Source organism: Embleya australiensis (genome assembly GCF_051903075.1).
Classification (GTDB): domain Bacteria; phylum Actinomycetota; class Actinomycetes; order Streptomycetales; family Streptomycetaceae; genus Embleya.
Genome location: NZ_CP182422.1, coordinates 5,965,819 through 5,987,617, shown reverse-complemented (window position 1 = coordinate 5,987,617; position 21,799 = coordinate 5,965,819). Strand labels below are relative to the sequence as shown.

The window sequence follows — 21,799 nt, the reverse complement described above, 5'->3', positions numbered from 1 at the left end:
GTTGGCCCCGGACGGCGACCACACCGTCGGGGCTGGGCGTTGGACGTCTCGGCGCACCGTCTTTGACACGTGTGCAGTGGCCGGGGATCAGCGGATGGGTTCTGCCCGCTCCAGGTGCGTTGCGCCGGTCGGACAGGAGGCGGACAACTCCGCCTCGGCCGACATTCGGGTACTCGGCTGCATCCCGGATCCGGTGGCCAATTCCGCCAGGGCCTCGGGCGCGCCGCGCATGTTGCGCATGCCGGGGAAGGCGTTGACGTCGATGATCGACGGAACGCCGTCGACCTCCAGGATGTCCACGCCGTAGACGTCGAGACCGAACGCCTCGCCCACCCGGCGGGCGAGCGCGGCCCAGCCGGTCGGCAGGTCCTGCGGGGCGATCGGCTTGGTCTCGGCGGGGCCGTCGAGCGCGGTGCGGCGCAGGCCCGCGAAGACGTGCCCGTCGACCACCCACAACTTGTGATCCCAGCCGCCGTTGTCGACGAACTCCTGGGCCACGATGGGCTCGTTGGGCCACTCCCGGGCCATCGCCCGCAGTGCCGGCGCGTCGTCGACCCGCGCCACCAGGTCGTCCCTGCGGCTGTGTCGGCTCTTCACCATCAACGGGAACGCCGGTCCCGTGTCGAGCAGTTCGGCGGGTGAGGCGAAGGCGGTGGTGTCCGGGAACGGCAGTCCGGCGGCCCAGGCGAGTTCGGCCATCCGGACCCGGTCCTGGCAGGCGCGGGTGGCCGCCGCCGAGTTGAGCACCCGCGCACCGTGCCGCTCGGCCCGTTCGGCGAACGCGAGCGCCCGGGCGGTACGGGCCTTGAGCAGGTAGACGTCGGCGGTGATCGGGTGGTCGGCGGTGACGGTGTCCGGGTCGACCGCGACGACCTCGTGACGCGGCGTCAACAGGACGCGGGTGTCCGCGAGAAGCGGGTGGTCGGGGCGGTCGGTGACGAGGCAGATCCGCACGTGTGCACGCGCCCCGTCAGCCGACGTACGCGGCCGGCGCGGCGTCCACGATCGGGCTCGCGGCGGCGTGGGCGGCGGTGACCACGGACCTGGCGCGCAGCGGCGGACGCACGGCGGTGACCAGGCCGGTGCCGTGGGCCGCCCCGGTGCCTCCGGCCGCGAGGTCGAGTACCGCGCGAGCGACCCGGGCGACGCCGTCGGGCACACACCGGAAGCTGGGGAAGTCGTTGACGTCCACGACCATCGGACCGTCCGGCCCCTCGATGATGTCGACCCCGAACAGGTCGAGGCCGAAGGTGGCGCCGATTCGCTGCATCAGCGCGGCCGTTCCGGGCGGCAGCGGCACCCGGCTCTCCCGGACGGGCTGCTGCGGATGCAGCGGCGAGCGGCGCACGGTCGCGTGCAGCTCGCCGGCGACGGAGTACACCTTCAGGTCCTGCCCGGAATTGGGTACGTATTCCTGGGCCAACAGCGGGCCCTCGTCGACCAGTTCGGCGGCAAGGGCGGCCAGGTCCTCGGGGCCGGACACCAGGTGCACGGCCCGGCCGGAGCTGCCGTCGGCGGGCTTGACCACGAGCGGGTAGCGGTCGGCGGGGATCGCGCCGAGCAGGTCCGGGATCGCGGCGAACCAGGTGTCCGGCATGGGCAGCCCGTGTGCGCGCGCGATCACCGCGGCCACCGCCTTGTCCCGGACCGACCGGATCGAACGCGCGTCGTTGATCGTGGTGAGCCCGAGCGCCGCCGCGGCCTCCAGCAGACCCAGTCCCGGGCCGCCGGAGACGGTCTTGAGCACCCACGCATCGTGCGAGCCGGCCCGGATCAGGTCGGACAGGCCGATCAGCGAGCTGCCGGGACGCACGATGTCGACGTGGTGCCCCCACGCGTCGAGCTGTCGGATCACGTCGAGCGGCATGCCGTCATGGCGGTAGTGCTCCTCGACCAGGAAGGCCAGTTTCATCGATTTCCCCCCGGGACGGCCGCCGTTCCCCCATCCGGCAGAACTTTGACGGCACAGCATGCCACGCGTGCCGCGGACGACCGGCACACACCCCACCAAACTCCGCACGTGACCACCATCATGGGCCATTTGGGGGACGATTCCTCATCGCCCCAGACTAGAGAGGAATCCAGCCCTCCGCTCGCCCCCCGGCATAGAGCAGGTCAAACCCCACACAGCCGAACCACCCACTGTCCGATTCGTGCACAAGGGGACGGTCGGCGGCACGAATGCCTGCTGCGCCGGGTCGCGGCCGTCGACGCGGTGTGGGTCGGCCAGGCCGGCAGTGGGCGCCGCAGGAGGTCGAGGGCCGCCTCCGTGCCCGGCGCGGACCATGCGGCGGCGTGTACCGGGTTGCGGAAACGGTCGGTCGCGGCGAAGCGCGTCGCCGCCGTGTCGTGGGTACGGGCTCGGCGGTACACACGGCCGAGCGGGATCGGCGACCGCGAGGGTCGAGCAGGTCGCGGACGTGTGGGCGCCACCCTGCGGGCGCCCGTCAGTGGAGTGTGGTGATCGCGACGGCCGTGATCACCACACCCGGTGGCCCTCGCCGAGTCGGCATCGGGATCAATAGGGCATCGGGCGCCCGGATGGTGTGCGCAGATCCGCCGGCGGCTGCGGCCGCGGGGAAACGGGACGTTTGACGATCCTGATCCGTGTCATGGCCGCGTCCTCCTGGTCGTTCCCGGTCCGGCGCAGAGGCCGCGGTGTACGCCACGCGCGCCACCTGCTCCTTCGATACCCACCCGGACGCCCCGAACCCTCCGCCGACGGCGAACAACCCGTCACTTTGCCCGCCACGACCCCAATTCCCCGACCCGGAGGGCGAAATCGGGCCGTCGGACCGGGCCGGCGGCACGTTCCGCCCGACCGATCCGGGCAACTCGACTGCGAAGGGGAGCAGTTCGTGCAGCCCAGGCGGGTGGCGAACCGCGTACGACCCCCGATCCGACCTGGTGGGCGCGCCCATGGATATAGTGAGTTTGGATTTCCAACCCAGCTGTCGGGAGGTGCCGGTATGGAGCAGGCAGGGGCGGCGGTGGCGCAGGCGGCCTCCTCGTCGGTGCGCGAGTTCACCGTGGACCGGTCGTGGTGGTCGTGGGAGGGCGCGCACGGCGGGAGCCTGGTGGCGCTCGCGCTGGAGGCGATGCGGGACGACGTGGTCGCGTGGTCGGGCGCGGACCGGTCCGTGCGGACGATCAACACGCACTTCCTCAGGCCGGTGGACGAGCGCCCGTTCCGGCTGACCGGCACGGTGGAGCATGCCGGCCGGGGCAGTTCGGTCGCCTCGTTCCGCGCCGCGCAGGAGGGTGCCCCGGTGCTGTTCGGCTCGGCCGTCTTCGGCGCCCGGCGTCCCGGGCCGGACGAGGCCGGCTCCCCCGCGCCCGCCGTGCCGCCGCCGGACCGCTGCGACCTGCTCGCCCTGCCGCCCGGTCTGGTCGCGTTCGGGGACCACCTGGAGATTCGCCCGGCCGGGCCGAACCTGCCGCTGTCCGGCGCCGCCGACCCGGAGTTGCTCGCGTGGATCCGGTTCGCCGACCGGCGCGCACTGGACGCGGCGGCCGTGGTGATCCTGGCGGACGCCCTGCCGCCCGCGTTGTTCGCCCGGTGGACCCGACCCAGGGCGGCCCCGTCGGCCGAGTTGACGGTGCACTTCGGCAACGCACTGGACGACGGCCCGGTGTCCGGCTGGGCGCTGGTCCGGATGCGTACCGAGCACGCCGGCAACGGCTGGGCCCTGGACGACAGCGCGGTATGGACGGCGGACGGACGCCTGCTCGCCCTGGGCCGCCAGGCCCGCCGGGTCCTGGCCGATCGGGGCGCGCCGGAGCCGGCCGGCGGACGCGCCCGACCGCCGCAGCCCCGTTGAACGTCGAGATCCCGCCTGCCCGTTCGTCGGGGCAGGCGGGATCTCGGTGGTCGGGCGAGAGTGCGGTCAGCCGCGCGGCACGTTGCGCTGCGCGGTCTCGACGACGCCGGTGACGTGGGCCGGGGTCATCTGGAGCAGCCCGCCGACCTGGTCCAGCAGGGCCCGCTCGGCGGAGCCGATGCCGCCGTCGGCCGCGGCGATCAGGGCCGCCCGGGAGAGCAGCCATTCCCGGCCCTGCGGCTGGAGTTGGTCGCCGAGCGGGACCAGGATCGGCGGCAGGTCGACCGGCGCGCCGGCCAGGTCGGCGTCCAGTTGGGCGACCGTGTACCCGGCCACGCCCGCCTCGGCCACGGCACCCGCGGCCACGGTGCGGGCCGCGGTGGACGGCATGCCCGTCACCCGCAGTACGGCCACCGCCAACGCCCGCATGCCCTGCGCGAGTTGCGCGGAGATCTGGGCGCTGGTCGCGCCCTGCAACACGGTGTCGTGGAAGGTGCCGCCGCACGTCGCGCACTCGACGTGGGTGCCCTGCTGCTTGAACGGGAAGATCGGGATGAAGAACAGGGTGAACCAGCGGCGGGCCTGCTTGAGGTGATACTGCCGATCACCTCCGCACTGCGGGCAGTGGAAGACGCCCCCCGAAAGTGTTCTGAATATGGTCTTGAAACCCCAGATGAGCATGTTCTCGATTCCCCGTCGTCGCGTTGGCCGGCACGATGCTCCCACACCGCCACGACAGGTCTCCGATGGGTATCCGACCGCACCGGACCGGACCGCGTGGGCCGAACACGCACGCGCGCGTCCGCGCACCCGCGCGCCACGCGCCCGACGAACCGGGTGCGCCGCCGCACGCCCACCCGGGCAACCGCTCCATCGCTCGACGCACCGCCCCCGATCGACCGCCGTGTCGGCCTCGCGGCAAAGCCTTCAAGGCCCTAGAAGTGTCACATGTGAAATGGTACCGTCCTTCGAAACCAGGCGACGACGATTCGGGGCACACGGTGGAGCGGCAGCAGGAGACCGACGGGATCGAAAGTCACGACCGTGAGGTGTCGGCCGCGCTGGCCGAGTCCTTCCGGCAGGGATGGGCGGATACCAGCCGGAAGTTGCCTCCCCTACCCGGGGCGGCGTACGCGGCCAAGCGGCGCGCGGCGCTGTCCGAGCGTTTTCCCGGCGAGCGCATCGTGGTCCCGTCGGGCGGGTTGAAGACCCGCAGCAACGACTTCGACTACACGTTCCGTCCGCACTCGGCGTTCGTACACCTCACCGCCGAGCAGGGCACCCAGGCGGTTCCCGACAGCGTGCTGGTCTTCGAGCCCACCGGGACCGGACACTCGGTCGTGTTGTTCACCCGGCAGCGCTCCCCGCGCGGCGGACCCCACGGCGCGGAGCTGTACAGCGACCGGCATCACGGCGAGTTCTGGGTCGGCCGCCGGCGCACGCCGGCGGAGACCTCGGACGCGCTCGGGATCGAGGCCGCCCCGCGCGAGAACCTGGAACGTGCCCTCGGCGCGAACGTGCCGACCCGGGTGGTACGCGGCGAGGACACGCTCGTCGACGCGCTGATCCCGGCGGTGCGGCCGGCCGAGGCGGAGGCCGAACTGCTCACCTGGCTGTCGGAGTCGCGACTGGTCAAGGACGAGTGGGAGATCGAACAGATGCGCGCGGCCGTAAACTACACGGTCGCCGGATTCCACGACGTGGTCGGCGAGCTGCGGCATGCCACGACCCTGGCCCGGGGCGAGCGCTGGGTGGAGGGCACGTTCAACCGGCGGGCCCGCCTGGAGGGTTACGGCCTGGGCTTCGAGACCATCGCGGCGGCCGGCGCGCACGCGTGCGTCCTGCACTGGATGCACAACGACGGCCCGGTGCGCGATGGCGAACTGCTGCTCCTGGACGCCGGGATCGAGGCCGACTCCTTCTACACCGGCGACGTCACCCGCACCCTGCCGGTCAACGGACGCTTCAGCGACGTGCAACGCCGGGTCTACGACCTGGTGTTCGCCGCCCAGTCGGCCGGCATCGCGGCACTGCGCCCGGGCGCGCCGTTCGGCGACTTCCACGACGCCGCGATGCGCGTGGTCGCCGAAGGGCTGGACGACTGGGGCCTGTTGCCCGGCGGGGCGGAGGCCGCGCTCGCACCCGGCTCGGGGTTGTACCGCCGCTTCACCATCTGCGGCTCCGGCCACATGCTCGGCCTGGACTGCCACGACTGCGCGGCGGCCCGCCGGCAGAACTACCTGGGCGGCACCCTGGAGGCCGGCCACGTGCTCACCGTCGAGCCCGGTCTGTACTTCCAGCCGGACGATCTGACCATCCCGGAGGAACTGCGCGGCATCGGGGTCCGGATCGAGGACGACTTCCTGATCACGGCCGACGGGGCGCTGTGTCTGTCCGCCGGACTGCCGCGCGGCGCGGACGAGGTCGAGTCCTGGATGGCGTCGCTGCGATGACCACGCGCCGCCCGCTGGTGGATCAGGTAGGCGGACAGTTACGGCGGGCCGGCGCGGTGGCGGTGGTCGGGCCCACCGGGTTCGGCAAGTCGCAGGTCCTGGACGACGTTTGCACCGCGTGGCAGGCGGCCGGGGATCCGGTGGTGCGGCTCAGTTCGGCCCGCGCCGACGCGCAGATCGCCTACGCGCCGCTGATGGACCTGTTCTCCGCGTGTCCGGCCGAGGTGCGCGGCGAACTGTCCGATCTCCAGCGGTCGGCGATGGACTGGGTGCTGCGCCGGGTGGGCGGGCCCGAGCCGGACACCACCACCTTCCGGGTCACCGTGTTGTCCTGCCTGCATGCCTGGGGGCGGCGGGCCAGGCCGCTGCTCGCCGCCGACGACGTGCAGTGGTGGGGGCCGGGCAGCCTGGACGTGTTCGGGTTCGCGGCGCGGCGCAGCCGGGGCAGTGTCTCGCTGCTCGCCGCGTTGCGCCCGGACGGGCCGTCGCCGCACGACGTGCTGGGCGGCGGCGCGGTCGAGATCGGCATCCCGCCGCTGGGGCCACAGGAATCGGTAGCGGTGGTGCGCTCGTTCGGCATCCCGCTGCGTGCCGCCGCCCGGATCCACACGGCGACCGGCGGCAGTCCGCGCCTGGTCTCGGACATCGCCGCCGGGCTGGCCCGCGCCGGGATCGCGATCAGCGCCCTGGACGCCACGCCGCTGGCCCCGTACGCGCGCCACGCGATGCGCGCCCGGTTGGCCGATCTGGCCGAACCGGTGCGCCGGGTACTGCTGTTGGCCGCGCTCGCGGCGGATCCCACGCCGGCCGGTGTGCGTCGCGCCGCGGGGTCGTCGGCCGAGGCCGCGCTGGCCGCCGCAGAGGCCGCGGGGGTGGTTCGGGTAACGGCCGGGGCGGTGGTCTTCGCGGCGCCGGTGGTGCGGGAGGGGATCGTCGCCGAGGCGGGCGGCGAGGCGGTACGCCGGGCGCACCGGGTGTTGGCGGCGGCCTCACTCGCGGCCGACGACCGGGCCTGGCACGCGGCGTGCGCGCTGGGCGCGACCGAGACCGCGCCGGACCTCGTGCCGGGCCTCGCCGACGCCGCCGCGACCGCACGGGGGCGCGGCGACCATATCCGGGCCGCCGAGTTCGCACTCCTCGCGGTCGACCGGGCCGGCGGCAACCGCCCGGACCTGCTCGTGACCGCCGCCCGGGACGCCGAGGCGGCCGGGCGCTTCGACCTGGCCCGCACGGCCCTGGACCGCCTGGTCCGCACCCGGGCCGGACCGGCGGCACGCGCCCGGGCCCGATTCGCCGTCCTCGACGCCGCCGGGCGAGGCGCCGCCCTGCTCGCCGACGTCGCCGCGCAGGCCCTGGCCGATGCCACCGCCGCCGCCGAGCCGGCGCTGGTCTCGGCGGCCCATCTGCGGCTGGCCTGGAGCGCGCACCTGGACCGGGGATATCCCGCCGACGCCCTCACCCACGCGGAGCACGCGGTGGCGTGGGCCGAACGCGCCGGGGACCCGGCGGGCCGAGCCGCCGCACTGACCATGGCGGCCCGGATCCAGCAGGGCCGGGGCACCCCGGACCACGTCGACACGCTGCGCCGCGCCCTGGCGGCGGGCGCGGAGGCAGAGGCTGAGGCGACCAGCGGGCGCAACCCGCAGGGAAGGCGGCCCCCGCCCCTGCACCGGACACCGGAACGCGGTGGCGAGAACAGTCCGGAGCCGCGGGGCAGCATCGCCCCGGCCCCGGGCCCGGGCAGCGTCCGCCGGACACCGGAGCGCGGTGGCGGGGACGCTCCGGAGCCGCAGGGCGGCATCGCCCCGGCCCCGGGCACCGGGCACGGCCCGAACCCCGGCCCGGACGCCTCCCCCACCCCGGGCCCGGCCTCCACCACCGCCGACCACGGCCCCGACCCGGCCACCGCCGGAGCCCGGATCATCCACGACCCCCGGCGCGTGGCCCTCTGCTTCGCGCTTCTGGAGGGTCGCCCCGCCGAGGCCGAGCGCCTGCTCGCCCAGCTCCGCCCGCTGGTCGGCGACGGCAACGGCCCCGCCGACCTGGTCCGGCTGCTCGGCAGCGCGGTGCAACTCCACGCGCACACCGGCGACGGCCGCACCGCCCGGGAGGAGGCCGCCCGGCTCGTGGCGCTGGCCCGGGACGTGGGCGCCTCCCCCGGCCCGCCGTGGTACGCGGCGGCCACCGCCGAACTCGCCGGCGGCACCCTGGAACAGGCGCTCGGCTACGCCGAGTTGGGTCTGGCCGCCTCGGAGGAGGAGACGGATTCGGTATTCGCCGCGCACTGCCTGCACCTGTCCGGCGCCGTCCGCCTGTTCCGGCGCGACACCGCCGGCGCATTGGCCGATCTGCTCCGGGTCCGGGACCTGACCCGGGAGTTGTGCATCGGGGACCCGGCCGCGATCCCCTACCACGCCGACCTCGCCGAGGCCCTGGTCGCCGCCGGCGACGTCGAGGCCGCGACCCGGACGGTGGCGGAAGTGCGGGACCACGCAAAGAAGTTGGCGCGGCGGAGCGTACTGGCCGCGCTGGACCGGGCCGAGGCGCTGTGCCACGCGGCGGCGGGCCGGTTCACACCCGCCGAGGAGTCGTTGACCGCGGCGCTCGCCGGCTTCGAGCGCCTGGCCTATCCGCTGGAGTGCGGCCGGGTCCTGCTGGCCCGGTCGGCCGTCGAACATCGGCGCCGCCGCCCGGCCCGGGCCCGGGAGTCGTACGCCGCGGCCGAGGCGGTCTTCCGCGCCGCGGGCGCACCGCTGTGGGCGCCCGCCCCGCCGGACCGCGCCGGCGCGCCGGCCGGGCTCGCGGGGCTGACCGAGGCCGAGCAGCGGATCGTCGACCTGGTCGCCGACGGCCGCGGCAACCGCGACATCGCGAACTCCCTCTACGTCAGCGTCAAGACCGTCGAGGCGATGCTGACCCGGATCTACCGCAAGCTCGGGGTGCGCTCCCGGGTCCAGATGGTGGCGCTCGTACATCGGGAACTCACCGAACTCGGACACCGGGACGGGCGTCGGACCCCGAACGACCCACCACCGTCCGCGGTCAGTCGGTGAAGGCCCAGGACACCGCCCCTCGGGAGGCGTTGACCACCGTGGACGCGGCCGAGGCCCGAACCAACGCCCCGTTCGTACGGTCGCCGTAGGCGTAGACGCCGAGCACGAACCGGTGTGTGGCGGTGCCGCCGTCGGCGGTGGGCAGGTCCAGCGTGGCCGCGCGCACCATACGCTGCGCGGTCCAGGTGCCGACGCCGTCGGCCACGATCCGGGCGCGCAGCGCGGGCTCGGAGTGTTCGGCGCCGATCAGCACACCGTCGCCGCCGTAGCTGTAGCTGTGCTTGAAGACGTAGTCGGCGCGGGCGGCCAGCACGTCGTCGAGAATGTCCGGGTCGAGGTCGAAGGTGGTGGGCACGTAGCGGCGCACCGTCTCGCGTTCGTCGGCGTCCAACAGGTGCGCCAGGCCGGGATCGCACAGCAGCGAGAACCACCGGCGGTGCATGCCGAGTTCGGCCTCGAACAGGGACGTGACGGTGGCGCCGCTGTCGGCCACCGACTTGAGGAAGGTGCCCTCGTCGTCGGTGTCGCCGAAGGTGATCAGCCGGTGCACGAGGATCTTGCGGGCCTGCTCCGGGCGCAGCCACTGCGCCGGATAGGTGGTCTCGTCGCGGTAGGCGACCTCGAGATCGGGCGCGAGCAGCCGCAGATAGTCCACCAGGGGCTGGTCCCGGCCGTAGCCGCGTCGGGCGTGCCGCACGCAGTCGAGCACGACCACGCGTTCCAGGCCCAGCCGGTTGCAGCGGTCCACGTAGTGCAGGGCGAGGTCCAGAAACGGCGATCCGCCCGCGACGGGGCGGCCGAGCAGGTCGGCGTACAACTTCGCGCTGTGGTGACACTCGCCGGCGCCGACACCGGAGAAGGTATTCAACTCGCAGAAGGCGTATCCGGATTCGGTGGGGATGATGTCGGCGCGGGCCAGCGCGAGGCCCGGGCCCAGCCGGGCGCAGTCGATGTGTTCGGCCATCGTCGCCGGGATGTGGAAGGTCTCGGCCAGTTCGGTGGGCGACAACGTCGCGCATACGTGCCGCATCACCTTTTCGTGCGCCGAGACCAACCGAGCGGTGGCGGTGTGCAGTTCGTCGTGGGTGTCGCGGTCCATCCGGAAGTGTGTGGGCAGGGTCGGGAAGAGGAAGCCGAGATCGCGCAGGTGCCGGTCGGAGGCGGCGCGGGCCAGGGCGAGTTCGTCGGGTTTGTGGGCGGCGGACAACTCGGTCAGGAAGGGGCGGTTCTCAGCGGCGAACATCGGCGGGCTCCGCATCGGGGTCGGGTCGAGGGCGCGTGGCGTCCGGGCCGGTCCCGAACGCCGGCGGCCGAACGTCGCGGCGGCCGAACGCGGCCTCGATCGCCGCGCCCGCCCGGAACAGGTCCGCCTCGCCGAACTCGCGTCCCACCAGCTGCAATCCGATCGGCAGGCCGTTGCCGGCGAACCCGATCGGCAGCGACATGGCCGGATGCCCGGTGACGGCGAACGGGATCGTCTGCATGTCGTTGGCCAACCTCGGTGGCGGCCAGTCGGTGGGAAAGTCGTCGAACCGCGACGCGGTGGCCTGGCCACAGGCGGTGATCAACACGTCGTGCTCGGCGAACACCCGGTGCCGGAACTCCTCGACGAGTTGCCCGCGCACCGCCAAAGCGCGCAGCAGGTCGCTCGCGCCGATCCCGGCTCCGGGCATCAGCTTCTGGTAGGTGTACCGCCCGTACGACCAGGGGAAGCCGCGCAGATTGTGCTCGTGTACGGCGAAGCCCTCAGCCGCCAGGATGATCCGGCCGCAGGCGTTGAGCGTTTCGTAGGGCGGGAGTTCGCACTCTTCGACGATCGCGCCCAGCCGGTCGAGGTGGGTCAGGGCACGTTCGATGCCCGCGACGATCTCCGGGCGGGTGGCCGGGTCGGCGGCGTACCAGGCGGTCGAGTACGCCACCCGCAACCCCTTCACGTCCCCGTCGAGTCGATCCGGCTCCCCCACCGGCGCGTCGCGGGTACGTGGATCACGGGCATCGGGGCCGGCCACGGCCCGGAACGCGGCGGCGGTGTCGGCCACCGTCCAGCCCAGCGGCCCGAAGTGGTCCATGGTGTACGACAGCGGGGTGGCGCCGTGGCCGGAGACGCTGCCGTAGGTCGGCTTGAGGCCGACCACCCCGCAGTGGAACGCCGGCCCGCGAATCGAGCCGGCGGTGTCCGACCCGAACGCGACACGCAGGAACCCGGCGGCCACCGCGACCCCCGCGCCCGAGGACGAACCGCTCGGGATGTGCTCGGGGTTCCACGGATTGACCGCCGCCGGGAAGGGCAGGTCCCGGCTCGGACCGCCGAGCGCGAACTCGTAGGTGGCCAGCTTGCCCAGCAGTACCGCGCCGCCGGCCCGCAGCCGGGCCTCGACGGCGCTGTCCTCGACAGCCGTGTCGGACACGGTCAGCCACGACTGATTGGTGGTCGGCACTCCCTCGGCCGCGAAGATGTCCTTGAGCGCGTACGGGATGCCGTGCAGCGGGCCGCGGTCGAGGCCCGCGCGCAGGTCCAGGTCGGCCTGCCGGGCGCGGCGCAGCGCCTGCTCGCGCAGGACCAGGACGAAGGCGTGCAGCGTCGCGTCGTGCGCCTCGATCCGGCTCAGCGCGTGCTCCACGAGGTCCACCGAGGAGAGCCGCCCGGCCCGCAGCAGGGCGCCGGCCTCCGCGACGGAGAGCGCGGCGAGCCCACCGGGACGGGACGGGACGGTGTCGGGCACGGTCTCGGGTTCAGACATCGGCGCTCCCCCTTTCCCTTTCGCGCAGCAGCTCCATGTGCGCCCGCAGCGAGCGGTAGCCGGCCAGGACGCCCGGGGCCAGATCCGGCGGCATGTCGATACCGAGCCGCGCGAGCACGACGGCGAACTCCCGATCGGCGACCTCGGCGGCTTCGGCGGCTTCGGCGCCGCGCTCGGCGCCGGCTGCGACGGAGTCGGCGCTCACGCCGCGCGGCCGTCGTCGCCGGGCAGGCGCGGGCCCGCCTCGCGTTGCGCGGCCAGCCACGCCTCGACGTCGGCCGCCGCGACCGGCAGCGCGTCCGACATCACCCGCGCGCCGTCGGCCGTCACCCGTACGTCGTCCTCGATCCGCACGCCGATCCCGCGCAGCCCCTCCGGAACCAGTTCGTCGTGCGGTTGCAGGTAGATGCCCGGTTCCATGGTGAGCACATGGCGCTCGCGCAGCACACCCTGGGCGTAGTGCTCGGGCCGTGCGTGGCCGCAGTCGTGCACGTCCAGGCCGAGCATGTGGCCGAACGCGGCCAGCGTCCACCGCCGGTACGGCTGCCGCTTGTCGGCGAGCGCCTCCTCCACGCCGACCTTGACCAGGCCCAGGTCGCGCAGCCCCTCGATCTGTACCCGCTTGCAGGCCAGATCGATGTCCTCGAACGCGACCCCGGGGGCGATCGCGGCCAGGCCGGCGTCGCGCGCCGCGTGCACGATGTCGTAGACGTCCCGCTCGGCGGCGCTGAACCCGCCCGACACCGGCCAGGTCCGGGTCACGTCGGCCGTGTAGCAACTGCGCGCCTCGGCGCCCATGTCCATCAGCAGCAGCCCGTCCGGCCGCACCTCGCCGTCGTTGCGGACCCAGTGCAGGGTGGTGGCATGCGTGCCGGCGGCAACGATCGAGGCGTAGCCCACACCGTTGCCGTCGTGTCGCGCCCGGGTGGCGAAGATCCCCTCCAACAGCCGCTCGGAGACGGCGCGTTCGCTCGGCAACACGCGGGCGACGTCTTCGAAGCCGCGCACGGTGATGTCGACGGCCTCCTGAAGTTGTGCCAGCTCCCAGTCGTCCTTGGGCAACCGCAGTTCGGCCAGCACGCTCGCCAACAGCGCGTCCCGGACGGCGTTCTCGGCGGTCGCGGGCAACAGCTCCCGGTCGATGCCCGTGTCGTAGCCGCGCAGGACCCGCACGGGGCCGGTAATCCGGCCCAGCACCGTCGGGAGTTCGCCGATCGGGCGCGCCTGTACGCCCAGTACCGCGGACTTCTCCTCCGGCGACAGGCAGCGCCCCTGCCAGACCTCGCCGAGGATGCGGTCCAGGTAGCCGACGCCCGACGCCGGGCCGTGCCGGGGGTCGACATACAACACCGCGTCGTGGCCGCCGCTGATCGGGTGGAGAACCAGTACCGAGTTCGGATCCTGATCCGCCGTCAGCCAGATCAGGTCGCTGCCGCCCCGGAACGGGTAGGGCGCGCCGTAGCTGCGCCATTGGATGCGCCCGGTCGGCACCACCAGGGTCTCGCCCGGGAAGGCGTGCGACAGCGCGGCGCGCCGGGCGGCGGTTCGCTCCGCGTGCGGCACGGGGGCGAGTATCGTCTCCTGCTCTCGCCAGTTGCCCGTCATGTAGTCGACGAACGCGGCGGGGATGTCGTTGTCGTGCGCCCCGGTGAGTTCTTCCTTGCCGACGTTTCCCACGTGCGGTCTTCCCTTCGAAACGATCGGGCGATCGGTGATCGGCGATCAGCGGTACGGGCGCGCCAGATGGGCGCAGGTGATCAGGTCGAGTGAGGCGTGGCCGGTGGAGCTGAACACGGTCGGGCGGTCGGCCAGGCCGGGGTGGTCACCGGTTTCCAGGGCCTCCAGGTCCAGCGCCGTACGGTGGATCACGCCGGCTTCGGCGACGGCGGTCTCGATCGATTCGACGACGACGGTGGCGGAGGCGAGCAGTTCGCGGGAGACCTCGCGCGAGGTCGTGGTGTGCGCGCCCATGCAGTTGACGTGCACATGCGCGGGGAGGTCCGCGGCGATCGGCAGCGGGTCCACCGAGGTGGTCGCCGTGGCCACCACGTCGGCCCCCGAGGTGGCCTCCGCCGCCGACGCGCACACCAGGGCCCGGGCCCGCCCGGCAGCCCGGATCCGCGCGCACAGCGCCTCGGCGTGCGCGGGGGTGCGGGAGTGGACCCGTACGAGTGCGATGTCGCGTACGGCACGGACGCCGAGGTATTGCTGCCACGCCTGGACGCCGGCGCCGACGATGCCGAGCACGGCCGCGTCGGGAGTGGCGCAGCGGTCGGTGACCACGGCGGTCACCGCGGCGCACTTGAGGTTGGTGACGAGCGCGCCGTCCAGGACCGTGAGCAGTGCGCCGGTCGAGGTGGCGAAGACCGGGACCACGGAGGTCACGGTCGATCCGGGTCCGTGCGCGATGGTGGCGACCTTGGCGATGTAGAGGCCGAGGTCGGTGGAAACGGCGGGCATGGACAGGTACTTCACGCCGCGTGTGTCCTCGACGGTCTGCCGCAGCGGTACGGTCATCCGCCGTACCGCACCGCTGTGCAGCGCCTCGCGGATCAGCCCGGCCACGGCGGTGACGTCGGCGGTCGCGACGTCGGTGTGCACGCGGGTCATCCCAGCCCCGCCAGGATGTCCGCGAGGTCGTCGGCGAACCGCTCGGTCAGCGCCGTCGGCATGTCCCCGCGCAGCATCATCCGCACGCCGGCCTGGTTGCGCGGCACGATCGGGAAGAACATCGCGGAGCAGTAGTAGCCGCGCCGGTACAGCTCCGTGGACAGCCGGACCGCCCGGTCGTTGTCGCCGACGGTGACGAACTTGATGTGTGATCCGGTGCCCCGCAGGTCGTGTCCGCGCAGGCGCTCGTCGAACAGGGCGATGTTGCGGGACAGTTGCCGCTGTCGGCGGCGAAGTTCCGGGCTCCGGTGCAGGTCCAGGGCGCCCAGGGTGGTGCCGACCGCGGCCGTGCGCAGCCCCTGTGACCAGGCCAGCGGTCCGGACCGGTAGAGGAATTCGAAGACGTCGCGCTCGCCGATCATCGCGATGCCGCCGGTGCTGCCGAAGGCCTTGGCGATCGAGGCGACGATCAGGGTCCGGGAGCCGAGGTCGGGAAAGACCGGGCGTGCGTGGCCCTCGCCGCGATCGCCCAGCGCGGACAGTGCGTGTGAGTCGTCGAGGTAGACGAACATGCCGTAGCGGTCCTGGAGTTCGCGGATCCCGGCCAGGTCGGCCTGCCCGCCGACCGAGTAGACGCCCTCGCAGACGTAGGCGACGCGCGGGTGGCGTTTGCAGACGTCCTCCAGGAACTGCATGTCGTTGTGCGGGCAGGTGAGCACGAGCGTCTCGTCGGCGACGATCGGCTTGAGGAAGTTCATCGAGAAGTGCGCGAACCGGTCGAAGACCACGACCAGCGGTTCGCCGTCGGTGAGATGGCCGGAGGCGAGCAGCGGCAGGATCGCCGCGCTGAGCACGCCGCAGGACACCGACGGCAATACGTGCGCACCGAAGTGCTCGGCCAGTTCCGCTTCGAGGCGTTCCAGGATGCCGAGTCGGATGCGGAACTCGCCCATGGACAGGCCGGTGATGCGCTCCTCGGCGAGCGCGGCGCGGCCCGCCTCGATCACCGCGGGGTGGCTGTTGAACCCCAGGTACGAGCACGACGACAGGTTGGCGAACTCGTGCCCGGAGCTCAGCTCGCGCAGCCGGTTCTGGCCGTCGACGGCCTCGACGACCAGGCCGAGCATGCCGTTCTTCTCGGACAACCCCCAGGCGGCCTCGGCCGCGGGCACCATCGTGCGGTTGTTGCGGAAGCGGTGTGGTCCGACGACGTCCTCGCTCACCGGCCCGCCCCGCTTCGGGAGCGAAGCCAGTCCCCGAGCCGGTCGATGGCCTCGCGTGCCTTGGCCAGGCGGGCGTAGTGCAGGTGCCACACGTGCACCATGCCGGGCCACACTTCGAGCACCCCGGTGGAGCCGGCCCGGTCGAGCGCGGCGACGAAACGCTGCGCGTCGCTGAGCAGGATCTCCCGGCTGCCGACCTGGACGAGGATCGGCGGCAGTCCGCTCGGATCGGCGTACAGGGGTGACGCGTACGGGGTCGTGGGCGCGGCGCCGGCCAGGTAGGACCGGGTGACCAGGGCGACCACGTCCGCGCTGACCAGGGGGTCCTCGGCGGCCAGGGTGCGGTAGGTCTCGCCCGAGGCGGTCAGGTCGGTCCACGGCGACACGCACGCCGCCGCGGCGGGCAGCGGCAGGCCCAGGTCGCGGGCCTTGAGCAGGGTCGTCAGGGTCAGCCCGCCGCCGGCCGAGTCGCCCGCGAACACCACGTCCGAGGGGGCCACGCCGTCGGCGAGGAGTTCACGATAGGCCGCCACCGCGTCGTCCAGCGCGGCTGGATAGGGGTGTTCGGGGGCACGCCGGTAGTCGACGAAGAACATCCGGCACCGGGTCGCCCGGGCCAGCTCCGCGACCATGCCGCCGTGGCTGCGCAACGATCCGTACACGTAGCCGCCGCCGTGCAGGTAGAGACCGGTGCGGGTGCCCTCCGCATTCGGCGGGGTGAGCAGGTATCCGCCGGCTCGCACCGTCACCTCGACGTCGGCGGCGATCGGCGTGCCCCAGGTGTCGTAGTGCACCCGGGCCTCGTCGATGTCCTCGGGCCAGTCGCGCTCCGTGAGCACCGCGAGCAGCGCCTCCAGCTCGCTCGTGTCCCGCTCCGACATGGCGGGCACGCCGGTCGCCGTCCGCTCGGCGGTCATCGCGGGTTCCCGCCGTCGGCGCCGACCGGTTCCACGCCCCGGTGGTAGCGCTCGTGCGCGGCCTCGTCGGGAACCTCCAGACCCGGCGCGGGCACCTCCAGGCGGTAGTGGGCGTACCACTTCGCCAGTTCGTCGGCGTCCGGGAACTGGTACTCCAGGTGCCGGATGGGCCGGCGCGAGGGCTGCTGCGCGTCGACCGGTCGCGGGGCCGAACCGGCATGCGCCAGTCCGCCGTCCACCTCGTTGAACAGCACGATCATCACCAGGTCGGCGTCCAGGTCGACGTCCGCGGCGGCGGCGTAGTCGGCGAGGATGCGCTCGGCGTGCTCCTCCTTGACCGCCACGTTGAAGCTGTGCGGCATGAGCTCGATCAGATCCGCGGGCGAGACCTCCGCGTCGCGGAGGTAGGCGCGGGTGTCGCAGATCACCGGCAGCCCGCCCGCGATGTTGAGGTTGGGTCCGTAGATGTTGGCGATCAGCGGGGTCGCGGCGTCGAAGTGCACACACTTGGTGGTCAGGAACTCACGGGCGGTGGTGTGGTCGTCGTTCGGGGTGAAGTGCCGGTTCTTGTTGAATCCGTCCACGTCCATCCCGGCGATCCGGTCGTAGCCGATCGACACCGGACTGAACGCGGCCACGTCCACCCGTTCGCCGAAGGCGCGGAACAACGATTCGAGGTAGTCGCGGGCGACCGCGGCGTGGTGCTCGTCGTGGACGTCCAGACCATGGGCGGCCAGGGTCCGCGCGACGCCGCGGCAGACCGCGACACCGTGGCCCTCGGCCACCAACTTCACGAGCTCGTCGACGAGTTCGTCACCGACGGCGCGCAACCGGCCGTCCACGTACTCCGTGCGGTAGGCCGACACGTCGACGATCGTGTCCTGCGGCAGGATCTTCACTGGGATCTCCCGATTCACGAGTGCGGGTTACAAGGCGGCGTCGGGTTACGACGCGGCGTCGGCGTCGGCCGTGTGCAGGGCGAGCATGCGGCGCGCGCGCAGCACGAACGGCGGGGCGAGCACGCGGTCCTTCTCGACCGCGAAGCCGTAGGGCGTGCTGTCGTAGTCCGCCACCACACGCCGGTATTCGGCGAGTTCGTCCGCGCCGACCGCGAAGGTCGCGGCGATCACGTCCACCTGGCGGGGGTGGATCGCCGCCTTGCCGGTGAATCCGATGCTTCGGGCGGCCCGGCACTGGGCCTCGACCAGGTCCAGGTCGTGCAGTTCGAAGGAGTTGGTGTCGATGGCGGGCACCCGGTAGCGGGAAGCCGCGGCACACAACCGGGCCCGTGCGTGGTCGAGGTAGACCTCGCTCGGGGCGTACAACTCGGCGGTCAGATCGGCCTGTCCGAAGCACAGGCCGTCGCTGACCTCGGCGATCTCCAGAGCGTTCTCCACCGCGTCCACGGTCTCGATGAAGCTGCACACACTGGGCGGGCGCGAGGTGTGCGAGAGCAGTGAGCGATACACCGCCACGTCGCCCGCCCCGGCGATCTTCGGGATGAAGACCACGTCGACGGGGACGCCCCCGATCATCGCGTCGGCGTCGAGCAGGAACCGCATGTCCGCCAGGCCGTCGTACGTGGCGATGGTGTTCACCCGCAGGCCGAGGGCGGGCAGTTCGGCCCGGGTCAGGTCGGCGCCGGCCAGGGCCTCGCGCGCCTCGACCTTGCGGGCCGGGTGGATGGAGTCCTCCAGGTCCAACACCAGCATGTCCGCGCGCATCCGACCCGGTTCGGCCACCGATGCCACGCGCAGTGCGGGGGTGTAGAGCAGGCTCGCGTGCGCTCTCATCGCGCGCTCTCCCTTCCGAACAGCAGATTCATCTTCCGCAGCGAGAACTCCTCGTAGCGGATCGGTTCGTACCGCGCGGGTCGGTCCTTGACGAACGCGGGGAAGCAGTCGATGACGGTGTCGTCGTTGGCCAGCTTGAAGAACGCGATCGACTGCCTACGGCGCACGTCCAGCCGGACCCGGTGCGGCGTGGAGACGTACTCGTCGTTGGACCAACGGGCCATCAGGTCACCGATGTTGACGATGAACGTGTCCTGTTCGCGCACGTCCACATCCAGCCACTCGCCCGCGCGGTCGCGGATCTGCAGGCCCGGGCCGTCCTGGGTGAGCAGTGTGATCAGCGTGCCGTCGGTGTGCTGCCCCATGCCCTGGTCGTTGACGAACTCCGGGGCGATGCCCGGGTACAGGTGCGAGCGCAGCGAGTCGTTCGAGGTGTCGGTGCGGATCGCGAAGAAGTCGCGGGGCAGGTCCAGGGCCAGCGCGAGGAGTTCGGCGATCCGGTCGGACACGCTCTCGCAGGCCGCGAAGTACCGCTTCAGCGCGCCGCGCAGCGCCACGCCGTCCGGGTCGGCGGGGAACGGCAGTTCCTCGTCGTCGTCCAGGATCAGCCGGCCGACGCTGAACTTCTCCACGTAGTCGGACGGCATGCCGGCCCGGCCCGTGTACGCGTAGGCGTTCTCGGACAGCAGCGCGCTGTATCCGTAGGGGCTGTAGTCGTTGTCGCCGCGCACCGTGCTGGTCCGCATCGCGAACTCGTGTTTGGTGTCGAGCGGGAGCCCGAAGAAGCGCAGCGAGGCGGCGTAGGCGTCGGTGAACACGTCGGTGGCGATGCCGTGGCCGCGCACGATGAAGAAGCCCGTGCCCTTGCATGCCTTGGAGATCTCCTCGGCGACGGCGCGTTCGGCGTCGGCGTCCGTGCGGGCTGCCGTCAGGTCGACGACCGGGATCATCGGTCTTCCTTCCGTCGGGGGACGAGGATGGTTCGGTCGAAGGCGATCACGGTCACGCCGTCCTGGTTCAGGCCCGTGGTGTGCACGGTGACGATCCCCTCGTCGGGGCGGGTCTTCGACTCGCGTTTGGCGAGGATGCGGGTCCGGGCGTAGAGCGTGTCGCCGACGAACACGGGTGCGGACAGGCGCACCTTGTCCCAGCCGAGGTTGGCCACGCCCTTGGCGCTGATCGTGGCCACGGTCATCCCGTTGACGATGCCGAAGGTGACCAGGCTGGAGACCACAATGCGGCCGAAGCCGGTTTGTTCCGCGTATACGGCATCGATGTGCAGCGGGTGCTGGTTGAGGCAGAGCAGCGAACTCCACACGTTGTCGGTCATGGTGATCGTGCGGCCGGGTCGGTGTTCGACGACCTCGTCGGGGACGAAGTCCTCGTACTCCAGGCCGCCGTCCTCCCGGTAGGTCCCGGGGGCGACGGTGTGGAAGGCGTTCGTCCTCATCGCGATGCTCCTCGTCCGCTCTCGGTGCGGCCGGTGTCGGGGCGGGCTCCCCCGCCTGTTTCCGCGTCCGCGCCCGCGCGGCGCAGCGCGGAGCGGCCCGCGCGCAGGGCCGCGTCCGTGGCCCCGGCGGCGAGGCCGACGCCCCAGAACGCGGCGGTCGCCGTGGCGAGTTCCACGAAGCAGACGGTCGAGTCCGTCGCGTCGGCGACCAGCACCCGGGTGAACTCGACGCCGTACGCGGCTGCCAGTTCCTCGATCACCTCGTGCTCGTCGGCCGCGCCCCGGGAAACGGCGCTCGGGTCGGCGCAGTAGGTCTCCCGGAACAGCCGCCAGATGTCCTGCGGGTCCAGTTCGCGCCCGGTGGCGTCGGTGACGTCCTGCACCACGCCGGCGAAGTCGCGGCGCAGGCCGACCGGCAGGTCCAGCCCCCAGCCGGCCTTGAGGACGTAGGCGATGCCGCCCTTGCCCGACTGGCTGTTCACCCGGATGATCGCCTCGTAGTCACGGCCGACGTCCCGGGGGTCGATCGGCAGATACGGGACCTGCCACGGCGCGTTCGCCGGGTCCCCACCGGCCCGCGCGGCCAGGGCCGCCAGGCCCTTGGCGATGGCGTCCTGGTGGGTGCCGGAGAAGGCGGTGTAGACGAGGTCGCCGGCGTACGGGTGTCGCGGGTGCACCGGCAGGCGGTTGCAGTCCTCGACGATCTCGCGGACCGCGTCGATGTCGGAGAGTTCCAGTTCCGGATCCACGCCGCGGCCGAAGAGGTTGAGCGCGAGGGTCACCAGGCACACGTTTCCGGTGCGCTCGCCGTTGCCGAACAGCGTGCCCTCGACCCGGTCCGCCCCGGCCATCAGGGCCAGTTCGGCGGAGGCGACGGCGGTGCCCCGGTCGTTGTGCGGGTGCACGGACAACACGATCGAGTCGCGGCGGTCCAGGTTGCGGTGCATCCACTCGATCTGGTCGGCGAAGACGTTGGGCGAGTGGGTCTCCACGGTGGTCGGGAGGTTGAGCACGAGCGGCCGGTCCGGGCACGCGCCGACGACGGCGGCCACCCGGTCGGCGATCTCCAGGGCGAAGTCCGGCTCGGTGACGTTGAACGTCTCGGGCGAGTACTCGAAGCGGATGTCCGCGCCGGTCTCCCGCTCCGCGAGCCGCACCAGGTCCTCCGCACCGGTGACGGCCATCCGCAACACCTCGGCGCGCGACATGCCGAACACCACGTCGCGCCACAGGCACGCCGTCGCGTGGCACAAATGCACCACCGCACGTTCCGCGCCGCGAATGGCGGCGAAGGTGCGCTCGACGAGTTCGGTTCTGGCCGGGGTGAAAACCGATACGGTGACGTCGTCCGGAATTCCGTTCTTGATCACCAGTTCGCGGACGAAGTCGAAATCGTCGACGCTCGCCGCCGGATATCCGATCTCGATGTCCTTGAAACCGAGCCCGACCAGCAGGTCGAACATGCGCTTCTTCCGGCGCAGGTCCATGGGCTCGGCCAGGGCCTGGTTCCCGTCCCTGAGGTCGACCGAGGCCCACACCGGCGCACGGTCGAGCACCCGGTCCGGCCATGCCCTCGCCCCACCGTCCCGGCCCGTCGGCAACACCGGGTCGTCCCGCGTGTAGCGGTGAAACGGCATCGACGAGGGGCGCTGCGGAAAACCGGGGTTTCGGCTCGGCGCAGAAAATGGTGAGCCCGTTCCACTCACTCCCACGATGAATTCCTCTCGCAGTTGGCGGC

At 72.5% G+C, this 21,799-nt stretch carries 18 protein-coding genes; 3 read left to right on the top strand and 15 right to left on the bottom strand.

Features of this window, described 5'->3' with window-relative positions:
* Positions 1-87 precede the first annotated feature (87 nt).
* Positions 88-954, bottom strand: a complete 867-nt coding sequence (locus ACMXN5_RS25920) for an ATP-grasp domain-containing protein (RefSeq protein WP_439677221.1) — start codon at positions 952-954, stop codon at positions 88-90.
* 16 nt (positions 955-970) lie between these two features.
* Positions 971-1,912 (bottom strand): ATP-grasp domain-containing protein, encoded by a 942-nt coding sequence (locus tag ACMXN5_RS25915; protein WP_439677220.1) that lies wholly within the window; start codon positions 1,910-1,912, stop codon positions 971-973.
* A gap of 1,057 nt (positions 1,913-2,969) precedes the next feature.
* Here ACMXN5_RS25915 and ACMXN5_RS25910 point away from each other — a divergent pair.
* Entirely contained in the window at positions 2,970-3,821 is an 852-nt protein-coding gene (locus tag ACMXN5_RS25910) for an acyl-CoA thioesterase (RefSeq protein WP_439677218.1), read from the top strand.
* A gap of 66 nt (positions 3,822-3,887) precedes the next feature.
* On the opposite strand, the gene ACMXN5_RS25905 is transcribed toward ACMXN5_RS25910, so the two are convergent.
* The gene (locus ACMXN5_RS25905; protein ID WP_379996810.1) at positions 3,888-4,502 is read right to left on the bottom strand and encodes a zinc ribbon domain-containing protein; all 615 of its coding nucleotides are present in this window, start codon (positions 4,500-4,502) and stop codon (positions 3,888-3,890) included.
* A gap of 347 nt (positions 4,503-4,849) precedes the next feature.
* On the opposite strand from ACMXN5_RS25905, the gene ACMXN5_RS25900 reads away from it, so the two are divergent.
* On the top strand, positions 4,850-6,274 hold the full coding sequence (locus ACMXN5_RS25900) for an aminopeptidase P family protein (protein ID WP_439678081.1): 1,425 nt from the start codon (positions 4,850-4,852) through the stop codon (positions 6,272-6,274).
* Positions 6,271-9,327, top strand: a complete 3,057-nt coding sequence (locus ACMXN5_RS25895) for a LuxR C-terminal-related transcriptional regulator (RefSeq protein ID WP_439677217.1) — start codon at positions 6,271-6,273, stop codon at positions 9,325-9,327. Before ACMXN5_RS25900 ends, ACMXN5_RS25895 begins: the two co-directional genes overlap by 4 nt.
* Here the strand turns inward: ACMXN5_RS25895 and ACMXN5_RS25890 are convergent.
* The 12 genes from ACMXN5_RS25890 to ACMXN5_RS25835 are packed head-to-tail and all read right to left on the bottom strand — an operon-like array spanning position 9,317 to position 21,698.
* A complete protein-coding gene (locus tag ACMXN5_RS25890) occupies positions 9,317-10,570 on the bottom strand; it encodes a hypothetical protein (RefSeq protein WP_439677216.1) in 1,254 nt (417 codons plus the stop codon). The two genes, ACMXN5_RS25895 and ACMXN5_RS25890, sit on opposite strands and share 11 nt — an antisense overlap.
* On the bottom strand, positions 10,557-12,068 hold the full coding sequence (locus tag ACMXN5_RS25885) for an amidase (protein WP_439677214.1): 1,512 nt from the start codon (positions 12,066-12,068) through the stop codon (positions 10,557-10,559). Before ACMXN5_RS25885 ends, ACMXN5_RS25890 begins: the two co-directional genes overlap by 14 nt.
* Positions 12,061-12,273 (bottom strand): hypothetical protein, encoded by a 213-nt coding sequence (locus tag ACMXN5_RS25880; protein ID WP_439677212.1) that lies wholly within the window; start codon positions 12,271-12,273, stop codon positions 12,061-12,063. The genes ACMXN5_RS25885 and ACMXN5_RS25880 overlap by 8 nt, the downstream gene beginning before the upstream one ends.
* Positions 12,270-13,745, bottom strand: a complete 1,476-nt coding sequence (locus ACMXN5_RS25875) for an aminopeptidase P family protein (protein WP_439677211.1) — start codon at positions 13,743-13,745, stop codon at positions 12,270-12,272. The genes ACMXN5_RS25880 and ACMXN5_RS25875 overlap by 4 nt, the downstream gene beginning before the upstream one ends.
* A 45-nt stretch (positions 13,746-13,790) precedes the next feature.
* Positions 13,791-14,678, bottom strand: a complete 888-nt coding sequence (locus ACMXN5_RS25870) for an ornithine cyclodeaminase family protein (RefSeq protein WP_439677210.1) — start codon at positions 14,676-14,678, stop codon at positions 13,791-13,793.
* The gene (locus tag ACMXN5_RS25865) at positions 14,675-15,901 is read right to left on the bottom strand and encodes an aminotransferase class I/II-fold pyridoxal phosphate-dependent enzyme (RefSeq protein WP_439677209.1); all 1,227 of its coding nucleotides are present in this window, start codon (positions 15,899-15,901) and stop codon (positions 14,675-14,677) included. The genes ACMXN5_RS25870 and ACMXN5_RS25865 overlap by 4 nt, the downstream gene beginning before the upstream one ends.
* A complete protein-coding gene (locus ACMXN5_RS25860) occupies positions 15,898-16,818 on the bottom strand; it encodes an alpha/beta hydrolase (RefSeq protein WP_439677208.1) in 921 nt (306 codons plus the stop codon). Before ACMXN5_RS25860 ends, ACMXN5_RS25865 begins: the two co-directional genes overlap by 4 nt.
* Positions 16,815-17,717, bottom strand: coding sequence for a hypothetical protein (locus ACMXN5_RS25855; protein ID WP_439677207.1), 903 nt, complete (start codon positions 17,715-17,717; stop codon positions 16,815-16,817). Before ACMXN5_RS25855 ends, ACMXN5_RS25860 begins: the two co-directional genes overlap by 4 nt.
* Before the next feature lie 45 nt (positions 17,718-17,762).
* A complete protein-coding gene (locus tag ACMXN5_RS25850) occupies positions 17,763-18,611 on the bottom strand; it encodes an HpcH/HpaI aldolase/citrate lyase family protein (protein ID WP_395791558.1) in 849 nt (282 codons plus the stop codon).
* Positions 18,608-19,561, bottom strand: coding sequence for an isopenicillin N synthase family dioxygenase (locus ACMXN5_RS25845; RefSeq protein WP_439677206.1), 954 nt, complete (start codon positions 19,559-19,561; stop codon positions 18,608-18,610). The genes ACMXN5_RS25850 and ACMXN5_RS25845 overlap by 4 nt, the downstream gene beginning before the upstream one ends.
* Positions 19,558-20,061: a MaoC family dehydratase gene (locus tag ACMXN5_RS25840; protein ID WP_379996786.1), complete on the bottom strand. Its 504-nt coding sequence runs from the start codon at positions 20,059-20,061 to the stop codon at positions 19,558-19,560. The genes ACMXN5_RS25845 and ACMXN5_RS25840 overlap by 4 nt, the downstream gene beginning before the upstream one ends.
* Entirely contained in the window at positions 20,058-21,698 is a 1,641-nt protein-coding gene (locus ACMXN5_RS25835; protein ID WP_439677205.1) for a 2-isopropylmalate synthase, read from the bottom strand. Before ACMXN5_RS25835 ends, ACMXN5_RS25840 begins: the two co-directional genes overlap by 4 nt.
* Between the last annotated feature and the right edge of the window lie 101 nt (positions 21,699-21,799).

Coding starts and splice junctions, on each gene's coding strand:
- ACMXN5_RS25845 (WP_439677206.1), bottom strand. CDS start 19,561: ATGATCCCGGTCGTCGACCTGACGGCAGCCCGCACGGACGCCGACGCC.
- ACMXN5_RS25860 (WP_439677208.1), bottom strand. CDS start 16,818: ATGACCGCCGAGCGGACGGCGACCGGCGTGCCCGCCATGTCGGAGCGG.
- ACMXN5_RS25840 (WP_379996786.1), bottom strand. CDS start 20,061: ATGAGGACGAACGCCTTCCACACCGTCGCCCCCGGGACCTACCGGGAG.
- ACMXN5_RS25835 (WP_439677205.1), bottom strand. CDS start 21,698: ATGCCGTTTCACCGCTACACGCGGGACGACCCGGTGTTGCCGACGGGC.
- ACMXN5_RS25895 (WP_439677217.1), top strand. CDS start 6,271: ATGACCACGCGCCGCCCGCTGGTGGATCAGGTAGGCGGACAGTTACGG.
- ACMXN5_RS25915 (WP_439677220.1), bottom strand. CDS start 1,912: ATGAAACTGGCCTTCCTGGTCGAGGAGCACTACCGCCATGACGGCATG.
- ACMXN5_RS25850 (WP_395791558.1), bottom strand. CDS start 18,611: ATGAGAGCGCACGCGAGCCTGCTCTACACCCCCGCACTGCGCGTGGCA.
- ACMXN5_RS25885 (WP_439677214.1), bottom strand. CDS start 12,068: ATGTCTGAACCCGAGACCGTGCCCGACACCGTCCCGTCCCGTCCCGGT.
- ACMXN5_RS25910 (WP_439677218.1), top strand. CDS start 2,970: ATGGAGCAGGCAGGGGCGGCGGTGGCGCAGGCGGCCTCCTCGTCGGTG.
- ACMXN5_RS25870 (WP_439677210.1), bottom strand. CDS start 14,678: ATGACCCGCGTGCACACCGACGTCGCGACCGCCGACGTCACCGCCGTG.
- ACMXN5_RS25890 (WP_439677216.1), bottom strand. CDS start 10,570: ATGTTCGCCGCTGAGAACCGCCCCTTCCTGACCGAGTTGTCCGCCGCC.
- ACMXN5_RS25905 (WP_379996810.1), bottom strand. CDS start 4,502: ATGCTCATCTGGGGTTTCAAGACCATATTCAGAACACTTTCGGGGGGC.